This window comes from Ciceribacter sichuanensis, from assembly GCF_024055605.1.
Classification (GTDB): domain Bacteria; phylum Pseudomonadota; class Alphaproteobacteria; order Rhizobiales; family Rhizobiaceae; genus Allorhizobium; species Allorhizobium sichuanense.
Genome location: NZ_JAMXLX010000004.1, coordinates 133,955 through 159,049 on the forward strand (window position 1 = coordinate 133,955; position 25,095 = coordinate 159,049).

A 25,095-nucleotide genomic window follows, 5' to 3' on the forward strand; every position below is an offset into this window, starting at 1 on the left:
TCGATATTCATGGCCCGCAATATCATTCTATGGGCAGTCATTTCGGTTCTGATGATCGTCGTGATCACCTTGCCGGTCAGCCTGCAGGCCCAGCTTATCTGCAGCCTGAGCGTCGTGGCGTTCATGGCCCTGATCAAGGTCCTGAAAGCGGGCGGAAAATGGCGCCTGATCGCGCTCGCCTTCGGCACATCCATTGTGCTCAGATACGTCTACTGGCGCACCACCGAGACGCTTCCGCCGATCAACCAGCCCGAAAACTTCATTCCCGGCCTGCTGCTCTATCTGGCAGAAATGTACAGCGTGATGATGCTGGCGCTCAGTCTTTTCATCGTCGCCATGCCGCTGCCGTCCCGTTCGTCGCATGCGCGTGATCGCAAGCATTTTCCGACAGTCGACGTCTTCGTCCCGACCTATAATGAAGATGCCGCGCTGCTCGCCAATACGCTGGCTGCGGCGAAGGCGATGGATTACCCGCAGGACAAGGTGCAGATCTGGCTGCTCGATGACGGCGGCACCCTGCAGAAGCAGCACTCCAGCAACATCCGCGATGCCGAGGCCGCCGTCACCCGCAACCGCGAACTCACGCAGCTCTGTGAGGAGCTTGGCGTCAATTACCTGACCCGCGAGCGTAACGAGCATGCCAAGGCCGGCAATCTCAACAATGGCCTGAAGCATTCGCAGGGCGAACTCGTGGCGGTGTTCGATGCCGACCACGCGCCGGCACATGATTTCCTGATGGAGACGGTGGGTTATTTCGAGGACGATCCGAAGCTCTTCCTCGTCCAGACCCCGCATTTCTTCATCAATCCGGACCCGCTGGAACGAAACCTGCAGACATTCGAATCGATGCCGAGCGAGAACGAGATGTTCTACGGCATCATCCAGCGCGGGCTCGACAAGTGGAACGCCGCCTTCTTCTGCGGCTCGGCCGCTGTCCTGAACCGCAAGGCGCTGGAAACCACCGATGGTTTCAGTGGCATCAGCATCACGGAAGACTGCGAGACGGCGCTCGCCCTGCATAGCCAGGGCTGGAACAGCATCTATATCGACAAGCCGCTGATCGCGGGCCTGCAGCCGGCGACGTTTGCGAGCTTCATCGGCCAGCGCAGCCGCTGGGCTCAGGGCATGATGCAAATCTTGAGGTTCCGCTTCCCCCTGTTCAAGCGCGGCCTCTCCCTGCCGCAGCGTCTTTGCTACATGTCCTCGACGCTCTTCTGGCTCTTTCCCTTTCCGCGGACGATCTTTCTCTTCGCGCCGCTGTTCTATCTGCTGTTCGATCTCGAGATCTTCACGGCCTCCGGCGGCGAGTTCCTGGGCTACACATTCGCCTATATGATCGTGAACCTGATGATGCAGAACTACCTCTACGGTTCGTTCCGCTGGCCCTGGATTTCCGAGCTTTACGAATACATCCAGACGGTCCACCTCCTGCCGGCGGTGATATCCGTCATGCTCAATCCACGGAAGCCGACCTTCAAGGTCACGGCCAAGGACGAATCGGTTTCGGTCAGCCGTCTCTCGGAAATCGGGCGTCCCTTCTTTGTGATCTTCGCCGCCCTGTTCGTGGCGCTTCTGGTTGCCGCCTACCGGGTCTACACGGAACCCTATAACGCCGACGTGACGCTTGTGGTCGGCGGCTGGAACCTCTTCAACCTCATCATGGCCGGCTGTGCGCTCGGGGTCGTGTCGGAGCGCAAGGATCGGGCTTCCTCCAGACGCTTCAAGATCAACCGGCGCTGCGAGTTCGGCGTCGACGACACCTGGTATCCGGCGTCCGTGGAAGACGTGTCGGCTGGGGGCGCGAGGCTGCAGGTCTTCGGCCGGAACATTCTGGCATTGAAGGAAGGCAATACCGTTCACATTCGTTTCACGCCACACAATGGCGAAGGCACAGCCCTGCTGCCGCTTGCCGTGCGCAATTTTCAGGTAACCGGCGATATCACGGCCGTCGGCTGCCAGTATGCGCCCGCGAGCGCGCTCGATCATCGTTGGATCGCGGACCTGATCTTTGCGAATTCGTCGCAGTGGGAGGAGTTTCAGCGCGCCAGACGGCGGAATCCAGGCCTTTTCCGGGGCACCATATGGTTCCTGGGACTGTCGATGTACCAGACGAGCCGAGGCCTGGTTTATCTGTTCCGGGGTTTGAACAGGAAAGCGGCATGAAGCGCATCGTTACGAACCTGGCGGCCACGACCGCGCTTCTGGCGTCCCTCGCATCGGCGACGATGGCTCAGGTCATTCCCTTCGACATGTCGACCGAGCGGCCCGCCACGCCGGAGCCCGAACCGCAGATAACGCTGCCCCCGACCGTTCCGGGCGCCGCCGAACGCGCATCGCCGCCACCTGCGCTTCCGGCCCAGACACCGGCCCCGTCTCCAACCCAGCCGGCCGCGCAGGCGCCTGCGGTGACGCAGTCACTCGGCACCCATCGCAGATACATCATTCCGGGCCGTGAGCTTACCCTGTCGGGAGAATACGACCGCAATACCTGGTCGATCTACCTGACGGAAGGCGAGGCGAGCAGCCCGGCCAGATTGCAGTTTGCCTACCAGAATGCCGTCGTCGTCGCGCCCGAGGCCTCCGAACTCACGGTCACGATCAACGGGCATCGCCTGACGGCATCGTCCATCTCGTCGCCCGACTCGGTGCGTGCGACCGTTCTGGACGTTCCGGCCGGAATGCTGCAGGCTGGCGCCAACCAGATCGACATCAGGGCGTCACAGCGTCACCGCACCGATTGCGACGTGCGTTCGACTTACGATCTCTGGACGAGCTTCGATACCAGGCAGACCTATCTGGATTTCTCCCGCAATCCCGACAGCCCTGTCTCGACCGCCGAGGCGGTGCGTTCGGTCGGCGTGGACGAGACCGGCGGCACGACCTTCAAGATCCTGATGCCCGCCTTGGGACAGCCGAGCGCGACCGCTCCCGTCATGCGTCTGGCGCAGGGGCTGTCCGTACTCTCGGGCATGCCGAACCAGACCTTTTCATTTTCCGCATCCGAAATGCCGGTTGCCGCGCCGGGTCGCTTCGGCGTGGTGATCGGAACGGCCGCCGAACTGCAGGGGGTCTTCCCGCATCTCCCGCAGGCCGCCAGCCTCTCCGCAGTTGCGGCTATCGTGCCGGGACCGCAAAATGACGGCAATATCCTGCTGATCTCCGGCCCGACCTGGGAAGCGATCATGGCAGCTGTCGATGCCGTCGTTGCGGTGGCGGACCAGCCCTATGACGTGCGCCGCGACGTCATCGCCACCCAGCGCTGGTCATCTCCCGATGCGCCGCTTTTCTTCGGTGGCGAAAAGCTGCCGCTCTCGCAGATGGGCGTCGAAACCATCGAGTTTCCGGGACGTCGCGTGAAGGCGAATTTCAACATTGCCGTTCCCGCGGATTTCTACGCCAATGCCTATGGGGAAGCCGTCCTGCTGCTCGACGCGGCCTTTGCCGACAGCGTCAGGCCGGGCAGCCACATCGACATCTATATCAACAACAATATCGCCTCGACGGCTCCGATCACCTCGGCGCATGGCGGCATACTGCGTCACCTGCCGATCAAGATCCCGCTGCGTCACATCAGGCCCGGGGTCAATGCAATCTCCATTGAAGCCGTGCTCGTGGCCGATGAGGATGCGACCTGCGTGCCCGGCGCCACGGCGTCGAAGGATCCGCGGTTCGCGCTGTTCGATACTTCTGAATGGCAGATGCCGCACTTCGCTCGCGCTGGCCAAAGCCCCAGCCTGTCGGCTCTGGCGGGAACGGGCTTTCCCTATAACCGGACTCCGGATCCGCTGGTCCTTTCCATTGACCGTTTGGATGCCGATACCCTGAGTGCTGCCGCAACCGTTCTTTCGAGAATGGCCCTGGTCGCCGGCCGGCTGTTTCCGGTGGAGACAGCTCCATCGCCGGGTGGCGTCGGTGAGCGGAATGCCCTGTTCATCGGCTCCATCTCGCAGATGCCGCCGAAGGTCCTGAGCCAACTCAACATCGCGCCGGCCAGCATCACGTCGTGGCGGCCCGCCGGTCCGCTCGTGGCGCAGGAGAACGACAGTAGCAGGGCGTTCGATCAATGGCGATCCCGCGTCAGCGGCGGCGCATGGCGTGGCCAGATCAGCTCGCTGCAGGAATGGATGCATCGCAACTTCGACATCTCGCTCGCATCCCTTCAGTTCCTGCCGCAGTCCGATGCGGTCTTCGAGCCGTCCGCGCAGCAGAGCCTGCTGGTTGCCCAGGGAAGAAGCCCGCAGGGTGAGGCGACATGGACAATGGTCGCCGCCCCGACGCCGGCCGATCTGCGCACCGGCGTCGGGGCCCTTGCGCAGGAGACGTCGTGGCGCAAGCTCTCCGGCCGCTTCACCGCCTATGCGGCCAAGACTGCGGAATTGACCACGGTGCCTGCCAATCGCTTCGATCTGGTGGAAACGCAGCCGCGCTCGCTTAACAATTATCGCCTGATCGCCGCCAACTGGCTGTCGACCAACATCCTTTCCTATGCCGTCGTGTTCATTACCCTCTCCCTGCTGCTCGGCATCGTGACGGCCTCTCTCCTTTCGACGCTCGGGAGGAAGCCATGAGGCGGAGATGCTGCGCCCTGTTCGCGGCGGTCGCCATGGTCTTTGCCGGCCCGGCGCCGGCGGCGCAGCCGCCGATCCAGACGGCGGAATGGGCGCTCTACAAGTCTCGCTTTCTCGATGTCAGCGGCCGGATCGTCGACAACGCCAACGGCGATATCAGCCACAGCGAGGGGCAGGGATATGGCCTGCTGCTCGCCTATCTGGCCAATAGCCCTGCCGATTTCGAACAGATCTGGTACTTCACCCAGACGGAGCTCCTGCTCCGCGACGACGGGCTTGCCGTGTGGAAATGGAATCCGCAAGAGGAACCCCGCGTCACCGACACCAATAATGCAACGGACGGCGACATCCTGATTGCTTACGCGCTGGCGCTTGCGGGCGCCGCATGGAGACAACCGGAATACATCAAGGCCGCATCCGTTATCGCCCGTGGCATCCTGAACAAGACGGTCGTCGTGTCTGGAGGCCGAACGATCCTCCTGCCGGGCGCCTCGGGATTTTCGGCAAAGGACCGGGATGACGGGCCGGTCGTCAATCCGTCCTACTGGATCTTCGAGGCATTTCCCGTCCTGGAACTGCTCGCTCCCTCCGATGCGTGGAGAAAGGTCTCGCAGGGGGGGCTCGATATCGTCCGCTCCCTGCAGTTCGGCCCGGCCCTGTTGCCGGCGGAATGGGTCAGCCTGAAGCGCAGGCCCGAACCGGCGAGCGGTTTCGACAGGGAATTTTCCTACAATTCCATCCGTATTCCGCTCTATCTTGCGAGAGCGGGAGTAGACGACGTTCAACTCCTCAAGCGGCTGCAGAAGGGAATGACGACGGATCAGGATCTGCCGGCCATTGTGGATCTCGATAGTGGGCAGCCGAAGGAAGTCCTGGCGGATGCCGGTTATCAGATCGTTAACCATATTGTGGCGTGTGTAGTGGATGGGACGAAACTGCCGTCGTCGGCGTTTCGTTTCGAGCCGGAGTTCTATTATCCGTCCACCCTGCAACTGCTGGGTCTGGCGTTTGTCAGGGAGAAACACCCGGAGTGTCTCTGAAGCTGTCATTGATGTTGCTTTCCGCGGCAGCGGTAGCCGGTAGCCTTGTCACGGTGGTGACGGGGGGCGATACGGAGCGTCAGGCTGTTTCCGCAGATACCGCCAGCCAGCGCCACTCCCGCCTGCCGGTCCTGACCGCCCAGATCGATGCGGAAGCCATCGCGGAGCAGATCCGTACCGGCAGGCTCGTGCAGCACGTCTCGGACGGCCCCGAGGATGTGAGTGCGGAAAATGCGGCCGGTGTGGCTCAGGCGCAGATGTCGCTTCCGCAAACACCTCCCGTCGGCCCTTCCGCCTCTCCCGCGGCTTCGCCGCCGGCCAATGCCGCACCGGCCGCCGGACAGGCAGGCCAGCCCGATCTCAGCGCCTTGCGCTATTTCGCGACCCAGGGCGATACCGCCCGGCTGCAGGCGGAGATCGCCCGGCTGCGCTCGCTCTATCCGAACTGGACCCCACCTGCCGATCCGCTTGCTGTTCCCGTCAACGGGGATGAGAAGCTTGAGGCGATGTGGCAGCTTTATTCTCAGGGCCGGTATGCCGAGGTTCGCAGGGCCATATCCGACCGCCAGACGGCGGAGGCAGGCTGGCAGCCGCCGGCCGATCTTCTTGAGCGGCTTGATGTCGCCGAGGCGCGGACGCGGCTGGTGAACGCATCGAACCTCAAGCAATATGCCACGGTAATCGGTATCGGTGCGGCCACGCCGAGCCTGCTCAATTGCTCCGATGTCGATGTACTCTGGCGCGTGGCGGAAGCTTTCATCGAAACCGAAAGGGTACAGCGCGGCGTTGATGCCTACAGCTATATCCTGAAGAATTGCACCGACTCCGCCCAGCGTGTCGCGACCATCCAGAAGGCGCAAACACTTCTTCCCTATGCCGACCTGCAATCGCTTCTAGCCTTCGAGAAGACCGGGGCCGATGGCGCTCGCGAATTCGACCCGCTGCGGGACGATCTGGCCCGGCGTTTCGTGGCTGATGCCAATGATAAGCCGGAATTGACCATTGCCCCGGAATATCTGGAGCGGTTGCGCCGGCTGGCCGAACAGGGACAGCAAGCCACTGATAGCCTGCTGCTCGGGTGGTATTACATCCGCCACAAGGACATGACGGAGGCGGAGAAGTGGTTCCGCGCCTCGCGGCAGAAGGACGATACGGCCTCCGCTTCGCAAGGCCTGGCGCTGGCATTGATCGCCCGCAATGCTTCCGCCGAAGCGGAAGACGTCATGTATCGCTGGCGCGATGATTCCGAAGAGGCGACCGCGACCTATCTCGCATCCACCGCAAACCTCCTGGCCGGCGATCCGCCGCCGACTGTTCCGGAACCGGTGCTCCGGCGCGTCGCAACCACCGTGATCGAGAAGCATTATGTGCCCACCGCGCAGCAGCTCGGCTGGTACGCCCGCGCCTTTGGCCAATGGCAGACTGCCGCCCGCTGGTTTGAAACCGCGTTGCAGTGGAAGCCGGATGATGAACCGTCGGCCTATGGCCTCGTCATCACCCGGCAGCAGATGAACGACCGCGCCGGCGTGGATGAAATCCAGAGGGCATGGGCGGGACGCTCGGAACGTATCGCCCGACTGGGCATGCTGACGAACCGGACTGTGCCAGCCGCCGCAGCACCGCAGGTTGTTGCCGAACAGCCTTACCGGCCCGTGGAACAACAGGACCGGCCGGTGGTGGTGCAGCAGGGATACCTCTCGGAACGTGCGCCAGCCCCGGTCGCAAGGGTTGCCGCACCCGCGAAATCGGCAAGACGAGGTGGTTGCTCGGTGACGGATACCGTCTCCAGCCTATCCCCGGATCAGGCGAACATGCGCGGCTGGTGCCTCATGGACATGAACCGCCCGATGGAAGCGGCCGATGCCTTCGAAATCGCCTTGAAGAGCCCTTCGCGCAATGTGAGGGAAGATGCCGCCTACGGGCAGAGCCTTGCCTATCTTCGGCTGGGGCTTACGAAGAGTGCGGCTGTTGCGGCAACGAAGTCGCCCCAGCGGCCGGAACGTTCCTCGGAGCTTCAGGTGGCCATTCTCGCCAATCGGGCGCTTTCCGCCTTCGATTCGCAACGTTATCGCGAAGCCATCGTCTATCTCGACCAGCGCGCCATGCTGCAGCCGGAACCGACGGATCTCATGGTGCTGCGCGGCTACGCGATGCTGAAGCTCGGAATGATGGGGGATGCTCGCCGCCTGTTCGAAGCCGTTGCCGCGACCGGTAACCGCGATGGATTGAAGGGGCTCGCAGATATCAACGAACTACAGAATCCGCAGCATTGAGGGGATTCAGGTGGGTCATTCGGTCGGTTCCGCCCGACCTCGCACCGAAATGAACCCTGAAAGACAAAACCCGCCGAGATGTCGGCGGGTTTGTCAGCAGTCCGAAGCCCCGGCAAGGCGAGGTCTTTAATTCCGCTTTTTCTGACGTCGACGCCTTCATGGCAATCGACTAAGGCGTAACCCCCGAAAGGGCGAGATAGGCAAAGATCATCACTGCCAATCCCGTAACGCCAATCAGTCCGTAGTCTGGCGCAGCCTTCATGCTGTCCTCCTTGTTTGAATGGCACGGCCACGTTTAAGTCAGTAAAAATCGAAGTAAATACCTGCGACGGAAATAGAAAAGAGCTTGGTTATCATCTGGTTAAGTATCCCTTCCAGAGGATGGAATTTACCGCAAATTAATAAATGGCGGACGTTTCGACCGGTATTTGCGCCCCGCATGCCTTCCTTGCGTTCCTGAAAAAACGAACGCGGCAGGATCCGGAGTTCCACCGGCCTGCCGCGTTTCATCTTTGTTGGTTCCTTGTTGTCGCATGTTCCATGCGTCACGAGGAAGGATATCCGGGCGGGCTTACACCGCCTGATCGTGGGAGGGCTTCTCCCAGAGGTTCACGCCGCCCTCGACGGCGTAGCGGTCGATCTCGGCGAGTTCCTCCGCGGTAAAGGAAAGCTTGTCGAGTGCCACGACATTTTCCTCCACCTGACGGGCCGAGCTTGCGCCGATCAGCGCCGAGGTCACCCGCGGGTCGCGCAGCACCCAGGCCAGCGCCAGCTGCGCCAGCGACTGGCCGCGTCGCTCGGCGATCTTGGCGAGCGCCCGGGCCCGCTCGATGTTTTCTTCCTTCAGGTGTTCAGGCCTGAGGAAATCCCCGCCCGGGCGGTTGACGCGCGCATCCTGCGGAATGCCGTTCAGGTATTTGTTGGTGAGAAGGCCCTGTGCGAGCGGGGTGAAGGCGATGACGCCCGCGCCGCCCTCGTCGCTCGCCGCGAGCAGGTCCTTCTCGACCCACCGGTTGAACAGGTTGTAGGATGGCTGGTTGATCAGGAGCGGAACGTTTCGCTCGCGAAGCAGGGCCGCGATTTCACGGGTCTTGTTGCCGGAATAAGAGGAGATGCCGACATAGAGCGCCTTGCCTTGGCGCACGGCGGAAGCGAGCGCATCCGCGGTTTCCTCGAGCGGGGTCTCGGCGTCGAAGCGATGCGAATAGAAGATGTCGACATAATCGACATCGAGGCGCTTCAGGCTCTGGTCGAGGCTCGAAAGCAGCGCCTTGCGCGAACCGCCGCCAACGCCATAGGGGCCGGGCCACATGTCCCAGCCGGCCTTGGTGGAGATGATCAGTTCGTCGCGATAGGCGGCAAGATCCTGTTTCAGGATGCGGCCGAAATTGATCTCGGCGCTGCCGGCCGGCGGGCCGTAATTGTTGGCGAGGTCGAAATGGGTGATGCCGAGGTCGAAGGCCTTGAACAGGATCGAGCGCTGGGTTTCGAGCGTCGTGGTGTCACCGAAATTGTGCCAGAGGCCGAGCGAGATGGCCGGCAGCTTCAGGCCGCTGCGCCCGGTCTTGCGATAGATGGCGCCGTCATAGCGGGCGGGGTTTGCTGTGTAGGTCATTCAAGGGTTCCATTGCACGTGAAAAGGCCGAATGCGGGTAAGCCGCATCCGGCGAGGTCGGGTTACCATGATTTAAAGCATAATCCGACCGGAGTGAAACGAGGACCAGTAGGATTATGCTTCAAGAAAGAAAGTCTTAGAGCGCGCCGTGCCGTGGCGGCAGGAGACCGTTGAGATAGTAGTTGCCGATATGGTGATATTTCCACCGAACCGGATCGTGCAGCGAGTGGGTTCTCGCATTGCGCCAGTAGCGGTCGAGCCCGTAGCTTTCGAGCGTCGAGCGGGCGCCGCCGAGTTCGATCAGCTTTGTCGAGGCGAGCTGCGCCGCCTCGGTGCCGAGCGCCTTGACCTCGGCGACCGCGATGGAAGCTTCTGCCACCGTCTTCTCGTTCGGATCTGCCGTCGCGATATCCAGCAGGCGGCCCGCCCTTGCCAGCAGTGCATCCGCCGCATGAACACGGATTGAGACGTCACCGACCGCGTGGATCGTGTGCGGGTCTTCGTATCCGTGCTCGATGGTCAGTTCGAAGAACGGCCGCGAATAGGCCCGGACATAGGAGACCGTTTCGGCGAGTGCGCCGCGGGCGATCCCGACCTGCACCGCCGAATGGATGATCTGTGCGAAGGGACCCATCGACGTGGGCTTTTCGAAGACGACCTCATGATCGACCACCTGAAAGGGCGCGATCTCCACATCGTCGAAGGTCACCGTGCCGCTGCCCGTCGAACGCTGGCCGAAGGAAGTCCAGTCGTCGACGAAATCGACGCCCGGCGTCGAGCGATCGATGAAGACGACATGCACCCGGCCGTCCCAGTTCTTGGCGACGGCCACGATGATGTGGGCGAAGAGCGAACCGGTCGAATAGAATTTCTGGCCGTTGAGCAGCAGCTTTCCGCCCTCGTTGCGGAAATTCGTCTTGTAGTCGACAGGTGTCCTGGTGCCGATTTCGGTAAAAGCATTGCCCAGCCGGTCGCCGTCGAGGATGCGCTGGAAGTAGTGCTTCTTCTGCTCCTCGCTGCCGGCAAGGCGAAGCGCCTCGACCATGTAGAAATGGTTCTGCGGGATCTGCCCGATGGAGGAGTCGGCGGCGGAAATGATCGCCGTCACCTCGGCAAGCGTGACCGCCGAGACACCTGCGCCGCCATATTCCTTCGGCACGGTGATGGCCCAGAGGCCGGCTTGCGAAAAGCGCTCGATCTCGGCGAGCGGCAGGCGCCGCTCACGGTCGCGGGTCGCGGCTCCTGCTGCGAAATCCCGCGCCAGTTCCTTCGCCACGGCGATAGCCTCGGCATCGTCCCTGATGACGTTGGCTTTCGTGCGGCGCGGCGGGATATGGGGTGCCGGACGGCCGGCGGTGAGCGCGGCCTTCCGGTGCAGTTTGCGGTCGTTCTGGCTCATCGCTCCGACCTCAGTTCCAGGCGTGACGCGGCGGGTTGACGCCGTTCAGGTAGTAATTGCCGACGTGGTAAAACTTCCAGCGCACCGGATCGTGCAGCGTGTGCACGCGGGCATTGCGCCAGTGCCGGTCGAGGCCGTGCTCGGCAAGCGTCGAGCGGGTGCCTGCCAGTTCGAACAGCTTGTTGGTGGCAAGGATCGCCACTTCCGTCGTCAGAACCTTGGATTCGGCCGTCTTGATCGTCGCTTCCGAGACCGTCTGCTCGTTGGCGTCGGCATCGGCGACGTCGATGCTGCGACCGGCAATCTCGAGAAGGGCTTCTGCGGCATGCAGCTTGATCTGCAGGTCGCCGATGGCGGCGATGGTGAAGAGGTCTTCGCCTGCCGTCTCCTTGCCGCTGTCGATCCACGGACGGCTCTGGGTCTTGACGAAGGCGATAGTGTCTTCGATGGCGCCGCGGGCGATGCCGAGATCGATGGCCGACTGGATGATCTGGGAAACCGGGCCGGCAACGGTCGGGTGTTCGAAGGAGGTGACGTGCAGCGCGCGTGCCTTCGCGACCTTGACGTTTTCGATGCGCACGGCACCCGAAGCGGTGGTGCGCTGGCCGAAGCTCGACCAGTTGTTGGTAACGGTCAGGCCCTGCGCCTCGCGGTCGGCGAAGACCAGATAGGCCTGTCCGTCCTCGGTGACGGCGACGATCGGCACGACATGGGCGAGCAGCGCGCCGGTGGTGTAGAACTTCTCGCCGTTGACGATGGCCTCGTCACCTTCGAAGCGGACCCGCGTTTCGAAGGCCGCGACGTTCTTGCTCTTCAGTTCGGAGAAGGCGTTGCCGAAGCGGATACCGGAAAGCGCCAGCGCAAACAGGTCGCGCTTCTGCTCCTCCGTCCCGTCGAGGTCGATGGTGCCGACGATCGCCAGATGGTTCTGGGTGATCTGGGCAATCGCCGGATCGGCGGTAGCGATGATCGAGATGACCTTGGCGAGCGTGGCGTAGGAAACGCCGGGGCCGCCATAGGCCTTCGGCACGTTGATGCTCCACAGGCCGCTCTGGGAGTAATCATCGAGTTCGGCAATCGGCAGCAGGCCTTCGCGGTCGCGCAACGCTGCACCCACCTTGAACTTCTCGGCGAGCTTTTCGGCAATCTCGATCGCCTCGGCATCGCTCTTCACGATATGCGCGGGCTGCACCGGCCGCGGACGCGGCGGCACCGGATCGGCGGAGTTGACGCGGGGATGGACGGAATAATCGATCTTGGTTTCGGGAACGGTACCCATGGTGATGTCCTCGGCAAAATGGAAGGTGGAATGAAAAATCAGCTACCGGTGGGAAGCAGGGCTTCGCTGCGCTTGATCGCCTCGATGTCGCGGTAGCGGGCGCCCGGATGGGGAGCCTCGAGCCGCGCGCCGCGGCCGAACAGCTTTTCGCGCAGCGTGCCGGGCCGGTATTCGGTGGGATAGACGCCGCGCTTCTGCAGTTCGGGAACCAGATAGCCGACGATGTTTTCGAAGGTCTCGGGCGTTACCGCATAGGCGAGGTTGAAGCCGTCGACGCCGGTTTCCTCGACCCATTGCTGCAACTCGTCGGCAACGGTTGCCGGAGAGCCGACCACGACTGGCCCCATGCCGCCAACGCCGCCCCATTCGGCAAGCTCGCGAATGGTCCAGCGCTTGTTCGGATCGCCTTCCGACAGGCTCTCCACCGCCGAATGGATCGCATTGGTCTCGACCTTGCGCACGAGGTCGTCGGGCCGGTAACGGGAAAAATCGATGCCGGTCCAGCCGGACATGAACACCAGCGAGCCGTCATAGGAGACGTAGTCGAGATATTCGCGGAACTTCGCCTTGGCCCTCTCATCGGTCTCGTCGACGATGATGGTGAGCAGGTTGTAGATTTTCAGGCTGTCGCGCGTGCGGCCGGCGGCTGTGGCCCGGGTGGTGACGTCGGCCACATAGTTGCGCAGGATCGTCTTCGTCTGCGCGGCCACGAACACGCATTCGGCATGTTCGGCGGCAAACTTCTTGCCCGCACCGGATGCGCCTGCCTGATAGAGAACCGGCGTGCGCTGCGGCGATGGCTCGGTCAAGGCATAGCCCGGCACGTCGAAATACTTGCCCTTGTGGCCGATCTCGTGAACCTTTTCCGGCAGCGTGAACACCCGGTTTTCCCGGTCGCGCACCACGGCGCCATCTTCCCACGATCCCTCGAGAAGCTTGTAGATCACCTCGAGATATTCGTTGGCGATGTCATAGCGGTTGTCGTGCCGTTGCAGGCCCGCCTGACCGATATTCTTCGCGCCGCTCTCCAGATAGGAGGTGACGATGTTCCAGCCGACGCGTCCCTTCGTGTGGTGGTCGGCGGTCGCCAGCCGCCGGGCGAAGGTGTAGGGGTGCTCGAAGGATGTCGAGGCCGTGATCCCGATACCGAGATGCTCGGTCGCAAGCGCGATCGGTGCCGCAAGCTGCAGCGGATCGTTTACCGGGATCTGCGCCGCCTGATGAATGGCGTGGTAATTGTCGCCCTTGTAGACGTCGTAATAGCCGATGACATCGGCAATGAAGATGCCGTCGAAAATGCCGCTTTCCAGCGTTTGCGCGAGATCCTGCCAGTAGTCCAGATCCTTGTATTTCCAGGATCGGTCGCGAGGATGCGCCCACAGGCCGGGCGACTGATGGCCAACGCAGTTCATGTCGAACGCGTTGAAGTGAATGGTCTTGGTCATGAAATGGCTCCGTTCGATTTCGCCAACCGCCTGTCAGTCAGCATCGCAGACCGGTTCAGCAATGACAGTCATTCTATATTTTTTATAGATTAATTGGAGGAAGGTTTTTTCTCGACATCGCGGTTTCGCGGAAAAGTGGCCGAAGATGACATCCGTCAAGTCCGGTGCCCGCGACGGGCCGGGAGTACTCGACCGATGCGTTTGGCGGGGATTTCAGCAAAACCATTCCGCATCGCCGCACAAGCGTAATAAAACATACTTTGTCTATTTTATTTATAGACTTTAGCGTTTGCATCAAATGTCGCAAGGGCATTGCAGGGGCAAATGCAAATGGTCAATCCGATCTTCGGGAAATCCGGAACCTCCATCTTCGAATCCATGTCGCGTCTGGCGTCGGAAACGGGGTCCATCAATCTCGGGCAGGGCTTTCCGGAAGGTTTCGAGCCGCGCGAGCTGATCGATGCGGCAGTGGAGGCTTTGCAGAACGGACCGCACCAGTATCCGCCGATGATGGGCCTGCCGGCGCTGCGCAAGGCGGTTGCAGACAATGCCAAGCGGTTCCTCGGGCTGGATATCGACTGGCAGAGCGAAGTGCTCGTGACCTCGGGCGCCACCGAAGCGCTGACCGATACCTTCCTTGCGCTTCTCGACCGGGACGACGAGGTGATCGTCTTCGAACCGGTCTACGATGCCTATGCAACGTTGATCCGGCGTGCCGGCGGCAAGGTCGTGCCGGTGAGACTTGCTCCGCCCCATTGGGAATTGCCCCGCGAAGCGCTGACGAAGGCCATTACCGCGAAGACCCGGCTGATCGTCATCAACACGCCGATGAACCCGATCGGCAAGATCTTCGATCCCGAGGAACTGGGGTTCCTGGCGGATCTCGCCATCGAGCACGATCTCGTCATCGTCGCCGATGAGGTCTACGAACATCTGGTCTTCGATGCGCGCCCCTTCCACTCCCTGTTTGCCGTTAAAGGCATCCGCGACCGGGTCGTGCGCATCGGTTCTGCCGGCAAGAGCTTTTCGGTCACCGGCTGGAAGGTCGGTTATATCACGGCAAGCGCTGACCTGCTGCAGCCGATTGCCCGAGCGCATCAGTACGTGACCTTCACCACGCCACCCGCCCTGCAGGCCGCCGTCGCCGTCGGCCTCAACCTGCCGGACGAGTATTTCCTCGGTCTGCGCAAGACGCTTGCCACCCGTCGCGACCTGCTGGTCAAGGGCCTGCGGGATGCGGGCTTCGAGGTGGCCGACGTGCCGGCGACCTATTTCGCCGTCGCCAATGTCGCGCCGCTCGATCCCGAAGGCGACGATCTTGCCTTCTCCCGCCGGCTGACGCTGGAGGCAGGCGTCACGCCCGTGCCTGTCTCGTCCTTTTATGGCGACCGCGACGTGAAGAGCCATGTCCGCTTCTGCTTCGCCAAGAAGGAGGAGACCATCATTTCCGCCGTTTCCCGGCTCCGCCGCTGGCGGGAAGGGCAGGGCTGGAGGGCGGCCTCGTGAACCGCCATGCGACCCCGAGGAACATAGGGGCCGCGATTGCGGCGCTGGAGGCGCGTTTTCCCTCGTCGGTCTCCACGGGCAAATCGGCCCGCCGCCTGCATGCCGGCGACGAAAGCCATCACGAGCCGAGCGAACCGGATATCGTCGTGCATCCGAAGTCGACGGCTGAAGTGGTGGATGTCGTGAAGATCGCCGCGCGCAACCGCGTGCCGGTCACGCCATTCGGCGCGGGCTCGGGGCTGGAGGGCGGTGCCATTCCGCACAGGGGCGGCATTTCGCTCGATACCTCGGAACTCTCGGAGATCTTCGAGATCCGCCCCGATGACATGATTGCCCGCGTCGGTGCCGGCGTCCGTCGTCTGGATCTCAATCAGGCGCTGCGCGACACCGGCCTGTTTTTCCCGGTCGATCCCGGCGCCAATGCCTCGATTGGCGGCATGGTCTCGACGGGTGCGAGCGGCACCAATGCCGTGCGCTTCGGTGTCATGCGGGAAAACGTGCTCGGGCTTACCGTCGTCACCGCCGAAGGCAAGGTGGTGAAAACCGGCTCGCTCGCCCGCAAGTCGTCGTCGGGTTATGACCTGACGCGGCTCTTCGTCGGGTCCGAAGGCACGCTCGGCGTTGTCACCGAAGTCACGCTCCGTCTGCATCCCATTCCTGATGCCGTTTCCGCCCATGCCGGTTTCGAGACGCTGGCCGGCGCGGTCAATGCCGTCACCGATATCAAGCGCGCAGGCCTGCAGATCGGCCGTGTCGAGCTGCTCGATGCGCCGCTGGTCGATGTCATCAACCGCCGCGGCGACATGCGGCTTGAGGCCCTGCCCACGCTGTTCCTCGAATTCCACGGTGCGCCGGCCGAGATCGCGTCGCTGTCCGGCACGATTGCCGACATCGTGGCCGAAAACGGCGGCCGTGGCCTCGAATGGCCTGTGAATGCGGAAGAAAGCCGGGTGCTCTGGGAGACCCGCCGCGATTGCCTCGCCTGGGCCAAGGCCGAGCGCGAGGGCGCGCATTCCTGGCCGACGGATGTTTGCGTGCCGATTTCGAGGCTCGCCGAGGTCGTTCTCGAAACCCGGGAAGACGTCGCCCGTTCCGGCATCCCCGCCTACATCGTCGGCCATGTCGGCGACGGCAATTTCCACTGCGTCTTCATGCTCCGGCCGGAAGAGGAGGCCGAGGTTGCCCGCCTTTCCGACCGCATCGTCGAGCGCGCGCTGGCGGCCGGCGGCACGGCAAGCGGCGAGCATGGCGTTGGGCTTGGCAAGCGCAAGTTCCAGAAGCGGGAACACGGCGCGGAGGCGATTGCCCTGATGCGCAGCCTCAAGGCCGCGCTCGATCCGCACGGCATTCTCAATCCCGGCAAGGTCCTGCCGGACACCTGATCACCAAGACACCTGATCCACGAACAAGACAGAACAAGTCTCTCAAAAAGGAAAAGACTGCATGCGTTATTCCTCCCTGATCGCCGGTACCGTCTCGGCCGTCGCGCTCTTCATCGCGGCGCATGGCGCGGCACTTGCCGAAACCATCAAGTTCGGCGTCACCGCCGGCCCGCATGCCCAGATCGCCGAAGCGCTGGTGCCGGTCGCCAAGGCCAAGGGCCTCGATATCCAGGTCGTTGAATTCTCCGACGGTGCGCTGATCGACCCCGCCACTAATGATGGCGATCTCGATGCCAACGGCTTCCAGCACACGCCTTATCTCGACCGTCAGAACAAGGACCGCGGCCTGAACCTCGTCGCCGTTGGCGGCAAGACCGTTCTTCTGCCGATGGCCGGCTATTCCCACAAGTTCAAGTCGCTGGCCGACCTGCCGGAAGGCGCTCAGGTGTCGATCCCCAACGATCCGAGCAATGCCGGCCGCGCCCTGAAGCTGCTCGAAGCTGGCGGCGTCATCAAGCTCACCCCCGGCTCCACCTATAACGCCAGCGAACTCGACATCATCGAGAACCCGAAGAACATCAAGATCATCCCGATGGAAACCGCCCAGCTTCCACGCTCGCTGGAAGATGTGGACTTCTCGGTCATCACCTCGCACTTCGCTCTTTCGGCAGGCCTCAACCCCAAGAAGGACGGCCTGCTCGTCGAAGACCAGCTTTCCGAATATTTCTGCCTGATCGCGGTTGCGGAAAAGAACAAGGACGCTCCGTGGGTGAAAACCCTGGTCGAATCCTACAAGTCGCCGGAAGTGAAGGCTGCCATCGAGAAGACGTTCGAAGGCAACGTCATCGCCGGCTGGTGATGTCATGAACGTTCTTTCCCGCTCCCCGGATCTTGCTTTGCCTGATGAATTGGTCCCGGCCCGTTCCGTTGAGACGGCCGGCGCGCCTCTCATCCGGGTGGACGAGCTGACGAAGATTTACGATCCGAAGACCGGCCCTGTCCTCGACCGCGTTTCGCTTACGGTCGCGGAAGGCGAGATCCACGGCATCATCGGCCGTTCCGGCGCGGGAAAGAGCACTCTTGTCCGTTGCCTGAACGGACTGGTGAAGCCGACCTCCGGCAAGGTCTCGGTCGGCGGTCGCGAGATCAGCGGCCTTTCCGGTTCGGCGTTGCGCTCCGCAAGGCGCGATATCGCCATGATCTTCCAGCATTTCAGCCTGTTGTCGTCGCGCACTGCCGCCGCCAACGTCGCGCTGCCGCTGGAGATCGCCGGCGTCGATCGCGAGACCGTCCGAACCCGCGTGCCGAAGCTCCTCGATCTCGTCGGTCTGTCCGCCAAGGCGGACGCCTATCCGTCCGAACTCTCCGGCGGCCAGAAGCAGCGCATCGGCATTGCCCGTGCGCTGGCGCTGGAGCCGCGTGTGCTGCTGTCCGACGAGGCGACCTCGGCGCTCGATCCCGAAACCACCGAGCAGATCCTTGACCTCCTGAAGGACATCAACCACCGCCTCGGCCTGACCATCGTGCTCATCACTCACGAGATGGACGTGGTGCGCCAGATCGCCAGCCACGTCACCGTGCTGGAGCATGGCAGGGTGGTCGAAAGCGGCGAGACCTTCGACGTCTTCGCCTTCCCGCAATCGCCCGTCGCCCGCTCCTTCCTCGCGAGCATCGTGGCCCATGACCTGCCGCGGGAGGTCTCCAGCCGGCTTCTTCCCGCGCCGGCCGCCAACACCGATCCCGTCCTTCGCATCGTCTTTACCGGCGACGCGGCGCACGATCCGGTGGTCGCTACCCTGGTCGAGCAATTCGGCGTGCGCCCGAACATCCTGCATGGTCGCATCGACTACATCGACGGACGCCCGCTCGGGGTCATCACCCTCGTCGCAGAAGGTGCCGAACCGAAACTGTCGGGCATCCTTGCTTATCTTTCATCCCTTGGACTTCACGGAGAGCTCGTCGGCCATGCTGTTCGATCTGTTTCCGCCGGCATTGGTCGGCCTCGTTCTTGAATCGCTGAAGCAGACGGTGACCATGGTGGCTGCGGCCGCCTTGCTCTCGACTGCCATCGGCCTGCCGCTCGGCATCCTGCTTGTCGTCACCGCGCCCGGCCAGTTCATGGAGCGGCCGATCTTCAACCGCATCGCCGGTACGGTGGTCAATCTTGTCCGCTCCACGCCGTTCATCATTCTCATGGTCGCGATCATTCCGTTCACCCGGCTCGTCGCCGGAACCACGGTCGGCACGCTTGCGGCCATCGTGCCACTCACCGTCGCCATCACGCCGCTCTATGCCCGCCTTGCCGAGGCGGCCATGCGCGAGGTCGACCAGAGCCTGATCGAGGCCGCCGAAAGCATGGGCGCAAGCCCGCTGCAGATCATCTGGAAAGTGCTGCTGCCGGAAGCCCTGCCGGGCATCCTCGCTGGCCAGACCGTCACGCTGGTGAGCCTCGTCGGTTATTCCGCCATGGCCGGCACCGTCGGTGGCGGCGGTCTCGGCGACCTCGGCATCCGCTTCGGTTACCAGCGCTTCATGCCGGAAGTGATGATCGCCGTCGTTATCATCCTCGTGGTGATCGTCCAGTCGATCCAGATGATCGGCGACTGGACGGCCCGCATCGTCAACCACCGGGTTGCCCGCCGCCGGGCCGCCGCATGAGCGTTAGCGAAAACAGGCTCTGTCCGACCGAATTCGTCGCCGGCATTCCGGCGTTTACAAGAAAAGGAGAAATGTCATGACCATTCATACTCTGCCCGTTCACTTGCCGCTGATCGACATCTCACGTTTCCACGCCTCGCCCGAGGAGCGCGAAAGCTTCATCGCCGACCTGCGCCGCACCCTCCACGACCACGGCTTCTTCTATCTCACCGGCCATGGCGTCGATCCCAAGCTGATCGCCGACGTGATCGCCACTTCCAAGCAGTTCTTCGCGCTGCCGCTGGAGCAGAAGCTGGAAATCGAGATGGTCAAGTCGCCCCATTTCCGCGGCTATAACCGCGCCGGCTACGAGCGCACCCGCGGCGAGCAGGACTGGCGCGAACAGCTGGATATCAACACGGAGGGTGAGGCCGTTAAGCTCGGTCCCGATACCCCGGCCTGGAAGCGCCTGTTCGGTCCCAACCAGTGGCCGTCCGCCCTGCCGGAGCTGAAGCCCCTGCTGCTCGCCTATCAGGCCGAAGTAACCCGTATAGGCATCGACATCCTCAAGGCCATCGCCGTGGCGCTCGGCCAGCCGGAGAACGCCTTTGCCGAAATCTACGAGCCGCAGCCCTCGCAGCTCCTGAAGATCATCCGTTATCCCGGCCGCGAAGTCGCCAAGTCCGATCAGGGTGTCGGCGCCCACAAGGATGGCGGCTTTGTCACCGTGCTCCTGCAGGATACCGTTCCGGGCCTTCGCGTACAGACGGAAGACGGTGTGTGGCTCGAAGCCCCGCCGATCCCGGGAACCTTCGTCATCAACACCGGCGAACTCCTGGAACTCGCGACCAACGGTTTCGTCCGCGCCGACGTGCATGACGTCGTGGCCCCGCCGGCCGGTGTCGAGCGCTTCTCCGTCGCCTTCTTCCTCGGCTCGCGCTACGACGCGACGATTCCGGTCATCGACCTGCCGGAAGAACTGAAGCGCGACGAACGCGGCGTGACCGTCGACCCGCTCAACCCGATCTTCCGTGAAGTGGGCCAGAACCACCTGAAGAGCCGCCTCCGTTCGCATCCGGATGTCGCGCGCGCCCATCACGCAGACCTGCTGACGCCGGAACAGCTCGCCGGTCCGGCCGTTGCCCAGGCCTATTAAGGGCAGGGATCGATGAAGACAGCCTCCCGCCGGATCTGCCGGCGGGGGACTGGTACAGGCGTCCCGGAGGCGTCTTCGAAAGAGTAGAAAATTCCCATTCGGCAATTCTCATTAGTCTATAAAATCTATCAAATAACATTACTTTTATTATCCTGTCCCCGGATCTCATTGAAGGGGACGAACAATGACCAGCAATTCCTCACCCGAGACGCAGCCGGCAAGCGGCGCTCTCTCCCGCCGCACCCTGATCAAGACGGCAGGCCTCGCCGGAGCGGCCGCAACCGTCGGCATCTTCGGCGCCCGCACGACGAGCTACGCTGTTGCCGGCAATCTCATTCCGATCAAGCTCGAATGGACTGAGGTGGCGGCCTGTCACTCGCCCGTCGGTTTCGGTCTCGCCAAGGGTGTCTATGCAAAGCACGGCCTCGACGTCGAGCTGTTCTATCAGGGCGCCAGCGGCCAGACGCTCATTCAGGCGCTCGCCACCCGCAAGGCGGAAGCCGGTCCGGGTCTTCTTTATGACTGGCTGAAGCCGATCGAGCAGGGCTTCGATGTCAAGCTCTTCGCCGGCTCCCATGGCGGTTGCCAGCGCGTTCTGGTCAAGCCGGATTCCGGCATCAAGACGCTGACCGACCTCAAGGGTAAGACGATCGGCACCTTCGACGTCATGTCGCCCTCGCGCGTTGCCTTCTCGGTCGCGCTTGCCAAGGCCGGCCTCAATCCGGAAACCGACGTCACCTGGAAGGTCTTCCCCTTCGATCTCGTTGCCGAAGGTGTTCTGAAGGGCGAGGCCGATGCCGTCGCGCATATGGACCCCTGGGCCTATTCCTATGAAAAGCAACATGGTTTCGTGAAGATCGCCGACACCCAGACCGGCACCTTCCAGGATCGCGTCTGCTGCGTTCTCGGCGTCAACGGCGACTATTACGAGGCCAACAAGGATGCCATCAAGCGCGTTGCAGCCGCCAACCTCGAAATCCACCAGTACACCGCGCAGCATCCCGATGAAGTGGCGAAGTGGTATTTCGACACGCTCAAGCCCGGCTTGCCGCTCGAGGATCTGACCGAGGTTCTCGCTTCCTTCACCTATCACGACCACTGGTTCGGCAAGGAACTCGTAAACGAGGTGAAGACCGGCTACGAGGACCTGAAGCTCACCGGCGTTGCCGATGCCTCCACCGATCCGGAGGAAATCGCAAACCGCATCACCATCGACATCTTTGCGTGAGCCGGCCATGAGCGACGTCATCCGAAGCGAGTTCGGCGCGGTTTCCGGGGCAGTGCCACTCCGGGGCCGGGCGCGCTGGCGGGACGGCCTTCTGGCCGCCGCCACCTGGGGTGCCGCCGCCGCGGTCACCTGGTTTCTCCCTGATGTGATCACCTGGGGCGCAACCGGCCTGTTCGCACTCGTGGTGACGATCGGCGCGGCCATCTTCCTCGCGCTTTCCTTCGCCGTGCCGCGGCTCGGCGAAGGGGCAAGGACGCTGGTGCATTACGGCCCCTGGTTCATCGCCATCGGCGTCTGGTTCACGGTTTGGGAACTACTGACCGCCAAGCTCGGCTGGCTGCCCAAGCCCTTCTTCTCGCCGCCGCAGGGCCTGCTGCATGTCTATGTCACGGATTGGGAGAGGCTTCTCGTCTGCGTCGCCTATACCGCGCGTCTCTGGGGCCTCGGCTTCTTCTCCGGCATCGTCGTCGGCTTCGCTGCCGGCGTGGCGCTGGGCTGGTCCAGGCGTTTCGCCTATTGGGGCATGCCGATCCTGAAGCTGATCGGGCCGGTTCCGGCCAGTGCCTGGATCCCCTGCACCTTCTTCATCTTCCCGTCGACCTTCCACGCTTCGATCTTCCTCGTGGCGCTCGCTTCGGGCATTCCGGTCGCCATCCTGACGGCCGCCGGCGTCGAACAGGTGAACCGCTCCTATTACGACGTTGCCCGCACGCTCGGCGCCTCCAATCGTTACCTGATTTTCAAGGTTGCGATCCCGGCCTCGCTGCCCAACGTCTTCGTCGGCCTGTTCATGGGCCTCTATTATTCCTTCGCGGTGCTGGTCGTTGCCGAAATGCTCGGCGCCAAGTTCGGCCTTGGCTGGTACCTGCAGTTCAACACCGCATATTCGGCCTACGCCAATGTCTATGCTGCCCTGATCGTCATGGCGCTGATCTGCGCAGGCCTCGTCAGGCTGCAGTTCATCCTGCGTGACCGGCTTCTCGGCTGGCAGAAGGGGATCCTCTGATGGCGCTCGTATTCGACAGGCAGACGGACGCCGGCCGCAGCCTCGCGCTCGATATCGACCATGTCTCCCACGGCTTCGATCTCGGCACGCGCCAGCTTCAGGTGCTGGACGACGTCTCGATCGATGTGAAGCCCGGCGAGTTCGTCGCTCTTCTCGGCCCCTCGGGCTGCGGCAAGTCGACCTTGCTCAGGCTCGCTGCCGGGCTGGAACAGCCGCTGCAGGGAGAGCTTCGCGAGGATGGCGAGGTGATCCGCAAGCCGAACCCGGATCGAATCCTGGTCTTTCAGGAAGCGACACTCTTTCCCTGGCTGACGGTGCGGCGAAACATCGCCACGGGCCTCGATGCCCGCGGTGTCCTGAACGAACAGGAACACCGCATCGACGAAGTTCTGAAACTCGTCCGCCTCGAAGGCTTTGGCGATGCTTTCCCGCACCAGCTTTCCGGCGGCATGGCCCAGCGTGTGGCGATTGCCCGCGCCCTGGTCAACGATCCGAAGCTGCTCCTGCTCGATGAGCCCTTCGGCAAGCTCGACTCCCTGACGCGGCTTTCAATGCAGAACGAGTTGCTGCAATTGTGGAAAGACGTGGGTTTCACCGCGCTCTTGGTGACCCATGACGTTGAGGAAGCCCTGCTGCTGGCCGACCGCATCATCGTCTTCTCCAACCGTCCGGCGCGGATCGTCTCGGAACTCGTCGTCGAAAAGCCGCACCCGCGCCGCCGTGATGACGCCGACCTCGTGCATCTGCGCCAGACGCTGCTCGAACAGCTGGGAGTGGCCCATGGCGTCTGAGGCAAGGCTTCCCCTGCTGCTCGCATTCCTCGGCAGCGTCGTCACCGCTCTGGCGCTCGGCTGGTGGTGGCTGATCTTCGGCAAGGTCGTCGAGGGCGGTTACATCACCTATGCGCAGGCGGCACCCTGCTTGGCCGGCACGTCCGATCTTTGTCGGCTCGCCGAGGCGCTCTGCACCAACGACCACTTCTTCGGCGTCCGTTGGTACGCGCCCGAAGCGCTCTGGGTCGGCGCGGCCCTGCTGGCAGCGGCACTTCTCAACCTGACGGTCCGGACCGGTGTCCGGTCCACCGATCAATCCCGATAACGCCTGATAACGGAGGAAGACCCATGACCATTCAGCAGTCGAGTGAGACCATCGTGCAATCGGCAACGCCGCAGGCGCCCGCGGGCACCGCGACCTTCAAGAGCCGCCATCCCGAGACACAGGCGCTGCATGGCGGCAGCTTCCGCTTCGATCCCACCACCGGCGCGGTCGCCGTGCCGATCTACCAGACGACCTCCTATCAGCTTCCCGGCACCGAAGGCGCCGACAAGCTTTTTGCGTTGGAAGCCCCCGGCCATCTCTATAGCCGCGTCTCCAACCCGACACAGGATGCGCTCGAGCAGCGTCTCGCCGAGCTTGAGGGTGGGGCTGCCGCACTTGCGGTTTCCTCCGGTCAGGCGGCCTCGGCCTTCGCGCTCCTCAACCTTGCCCGCGCCGGCGACAACATCGTCAGCGCCGCCGGCCTCTATGGCGGCACCTGGGCGCTGTTTGCCGCGACGCTGAAGAGTTTCGGCATCGAAACCCGTTTCGTCGACGCGGCCGATCCGGAAGCTTTTGCCCGCGCCACCGACGAGCGCACCCGCGCCTATTATGCGGAATCCCTGCCCAATCCGAAGCTCGAGGTCTTCCCGATTGCCGAGGTCTCGGAAATCGGCCGCCGCTTCGGCATTCCGCTGATCGTCGATAACACCGCTGCCCCGTTGACCATCCGTCCGCTGGAACATGGCGCTGCCATCGTCGTCTATTCGGCGACGAAATACATCGGCGGTCACGGTACCTCCATCGGCGGCGCAATTGTTGACGGCGGCAATTTCCCCTGGGCCGAGCTCAAGGATCGCCAGCCCAATCTCAACGAGCCGGATTCTAGCTATCAGGGCAAGACCTGGATCGAGAAGGCCGATGCCATCGGCTTCCATCCCTATATCCTGCGCGCCCGCGCCGTTCTGCTGCGCGATATCGGCGCCGCCATCAGCCCGCAGAATGCCTTCCAGCTTATTCAGGGCGTCGAGACGCTGCCGCTCCGTCTTCGTCAGCACAATGATAACGCCGTCAAGGTTGCGGATTTCCTGAAGAACCATCCGAAGGTCGCGAACGTCATCTTCCCGAAGTTCCAGACGGGTGTCGCGGCGGAACGGGCGGCGAAATATCTGAAATCAGGTACCTTCGGCGCCCTCGTCGGCTTCGAACTCAAGGGCGGTCGCGAGGCCGGCCGGCGCTTCATCGATGCGCTCCAGCTCTTCTATCACCTGGCCAATATCGGCGATGCGCGCTCGCTCGCCATCCATCCCTCGACCACGACCCACTCGCAGCTCTCGGCCGACGACCAGCTCGCGACCGGCGTCACCCCCGGCTACGTCCGCCTGTCGATCGGCATCGAGCACCCGGATGACATCATCGCCGATCTCGCCCAGGCCATCGACGCGGCCTGAGGTTTGCGTCCCAAGCTTGTGAATGAAAACAGAAAGGCCGGATGGAGGATATCCATCCGGCCACAGACTGGTAAT

Annotated in this window: 20 protein-coding genes; 15 read left to right on the forward strand and 5 right to left on the reverse strand. The window is 62.9% G+C overall.

All coding sequences use genetic code 11. The annotated features are described in order from the left end of the window. Nucleotides 1–9 precede the first annotated feature (9 nt). The 4 genes from bcsA to NBH21_RS13760 are packed head-to-tail and all read left to right on the forward strand — an operon-like array spanning nucleotide 10 to nucleotide 7,881. Nucleotides 10–2,163, forward strand: coding sequence for a UDP-forming cellulose synthase catalytic subunit (gene bcsA, locus NBH21_RS13745; RefSeq protein WP_425340420.1), 2,154 nt, complete (start codon nucleotides 10–12; stop codon nucleotides 2,161–2,163). Further along, complete coding sequence (locus tag NBH21_RS13750; RefSeq protein ID WP_250914128.1) at nucleotides 2,160–4,568, forward strand: cellulose biosynthesis cyclic di-GMP-binding regulatory protein BcsB; 2,409 nt, start codon at nucleotides 2,160–2,162, stop codon at nucleotides 4,566–4,568. The genes bcsA and NBH21_RS13750 overlap by 4 nt, the downstream gene beginning before the upstream one ends. Then, entirely contained in the window at nucleotides 4,565–5,608 is a 1,044-nt protein-coding gene (locus tag NBH21_RS13755; RefSeq protein WP_250914127.1) for a family 8 glycosyl hydrolase, read from the forward strand. Before NBH21_RS13750 ends, NBH21_RS13755 begins: the two co-directional genes overlap by 4 nt. Before the next feature lie 11 nt (nucleotides 5,609–5,619). Continuing rightward, nucleotides 5,620–7,881 (forward strand): tetratricopeptide repeat protein, encoded by a 2,262-nt coding sequence (locus tag NBH21_RS13760; RefSeq protein ID WP_250914259.1) that lies wholly within the window; start codon nucleotides 5,620–5,622, stop codon nucleotides 7,879–7,881. Nucleotides 7,882–8,181: 300 nt separating this feature from the next. Here the strand turns inward: NBH21_RS13760 and NBH21_RS13765 are convergent, their stop codons facing one another. From NBH21_RS13765 to NBH21_RS13785, 5 genes are all read right to left on the reverse strand, one after another. Further along, a complete protein-coding gene (locus tag NBH21_RS13765; protein WP_250914126.1) occupies nucleotides 8,182–8,391 on the reverse strand; it encodes a hypothetical protein in 210 nt (69 codons plus the stop codon). A 61-nt stretch (nucleotides 8,392–8,452) separates the two neighbouring features. Further along, nucleotides 8,453–9,496 (reverse strand): L-glyceraldehyde 3-phosphate reductase, encoded by a 1,044-nt coding sequence (gene mgrA / locus NBH21_RS13770; protein WP_250914125.1) that lies wholly within the window; start codon nucleotides 9,494–9,496, stop codon nucleotides 8,453–8,455. A 136-nt stretch (nucleotides 9,497–9,632) separates the two neighbouring features. Next, on the reverse strand, nucleotides 9,633–10,895 hold the full coding sequence (locus NBH21_RS13775) for an SfnB family sulfur acquisition oxidoreductase (RefSeq protein ID WP_250914124.1): 1,263 nt from the start codon (nucleotides 10,893–10,895) through the stop codon (nucleotides 9,633–9,635). Nucleotides 10,896–10,905: 10 nt separating this feature from the next. Continuing rightward, nucleotides 10,906–12,174 carry an SfnB family sulfur acquisition oxidoreductase gene (locus NBH21_RS13780; protein WP_250914123.1) on the reverse strand — a complete coding sequence of 423 codons (1,269 nt, stop codon included), beginning with the start codon at nucleotides 12,172–12,174 and terminating at the stop codon, nucleotides 10,906–10,908. 38 nt (nucleotides 12,175–12,212) lie between these two features. Beyond that, entirely contained in the window at nucleotides 12,213–13,619 is a 1,407-nt protein-coding gene (locus tag NBH21_RS13785) for an LLM class flavin-dependent oxidoreductase (protein ID WP_250914122.1), read from the reverse strand. Nucleotides 13,620–13,949: 330 nt separating this feature from the next. Between NBH21_RS13785 and NBH21_RS13790 the strand changes: the two genes are divergently transcribed. The 11 genes from NBH21_RS13790 to NBH21_RS13840 all read left to right on the forward strand — a co-directional run bounded on the left by NBH21_RS13790 (nucleotide 13,950) and on the right by NBH21_RS13840 (nucleotide 25,020). Further along, nucleotides 13,950–15,125, forward strand: coding sequence for an aminotransferase (locus tag NBH21_RS13790; protein ID WP_250914121.1), 1,176 nt, complete (start codon nucleotides 13,950–13,952; stop codon nucleotides 15,123–15,125). Then, nucleotides 15,122–16,507, forward strand: a complete 1,386-nt coding sequence (locus NBH21_RS13795) for an FAD-binding oxidoreductase (RefSeq protein ID WP_250914120.1) — start codon at nucleotides 15,122–15,124, stop codon at nucleotides 16,505–16,507. Before NBH21_RS13790 ends, NBH21_RS13795 begins: the two co-directional genes overlap by 4 nt. A gap of 61 nt (nucleotides 16,508–16,568) precedes the next feature. Continuing rightward, complete coding sequence (locus NBH21_RS13800) at nucleotides 16,569–17,366, forward strand: MetQ/NlpA family ABC transporter substrate-binding protein (RefSeq protein ID WP_099056192.1); 798 nt, start codon at nucleotides 16,569–16,571, stop codon at nucleotides 17,364–17,366. A 4-nt stretch (nucleotides 17,367–17,370) separates the two neighbouring features. Further along, nucleotides 17,371–18,519, forward strand: coding sequence for a methionine ABC transporter ATP-binding protein (locus NBH21_RS13805; protein WP_250914119.1), 1,149 nt, complete (start codon nucleotides 17,371–17,373; stop codon nucleotides 18,517–18,519). After that, on the forward strand, nucleotides 18,473–19,165 hold the full coding sequence (locus NBH21_RS13810) for a methionine ABC transporter permease (RefSeq protein ID WP_250914118.1): 693 nt from the start codon (nucleotides 18,473–18,475) through the stop codon (nucleotides 19,163–19,165). The genes NBH21_RS13805 and NBH21_RS13810 overlap by 47 nt, the downstream gene beginning before the upstream one ends. Nucleotides 19,166–19,241: 76 nt before the next feature. Beyond that, on the forward strand, nucleotides 19,242–20,300 hold the full coding sequence (locus tag NBH21_RS13815) for an isopenicillin N synthase family dioxygenase (RefSeq protein ID WP_250914117.1): 1,059 nt from the start codon (nucleotides 19,242–19,244) through the stop codon (nucleotides 20,298–20,300). A 184-nt stretch (nucleotides 20,301–20,484) separates the two neighbouring features. Further along, a complete protein-coding gene (locus NBH21_RS13820; RefSeq protein WP_250914116.1) occupies nucleotides 20,485–21,528 on the forward strand; it encodes an ABC transporter substrate-binding protein in 1,044 nt (347 codons plus the stop codon). A gap of 7 nt (nucleotides 21,529–21,535) precedes the next feature. Beyond that, on the forward strand, nucleotides 21,536–22,534 hold the full coding sequence (locus tag NBH21_RS13825; protein ID WP_250914115.1) for an ABC transporter permease: 999 nt from the start codon (nucleotides 21,536–21,538) through the stop codon (nucleotides 22,532–22,534). Further along, complete coding sequence (locus NBH21_RS13830) at nucleotides 22,534–23,325, forward strand: ABC transporter ATP-binding protein (protein WP_250914114.1); 792 nt, start codon at nucleotides 22,534–22,536, stop codon at nucleotides 23,323–23,325. Before NBH21_RS13825 ends, NBH21_RS13830 begins: the two co-directional genes overlap by 1 nt. Beyond that, nucleotides 23,315–23,632, forward strand: a complete 318-nt coding sequence (locus tag NBH21_RS13835) for a hypothetical protein (protein WP_250914113.1) — start codon at nucleotides 23,315–23,317, stop codon at nucleotides 23,630–23,632. Before NBH21_RS13830 ends, NBH21_RS13835 begins: the two co-directional genes overlap by 11 nt. Before the next feature lie 23 nt (nucleotides 23,633–23,655). Continuing rightward, a complete protein-coding gene (locus NBH21_RS13840; protein WP_250914112.1) occupies nucleotides 23,656–25,020 on the forward strand; it encodes an O-acetylhomoserine aminocarboxypropyltransferase/cysteine synthase family protein in 1,365 nt (454 codons plus the stop codon). Nucleotides 25,021–25,095: the final 75 nt, after the last annotated feature.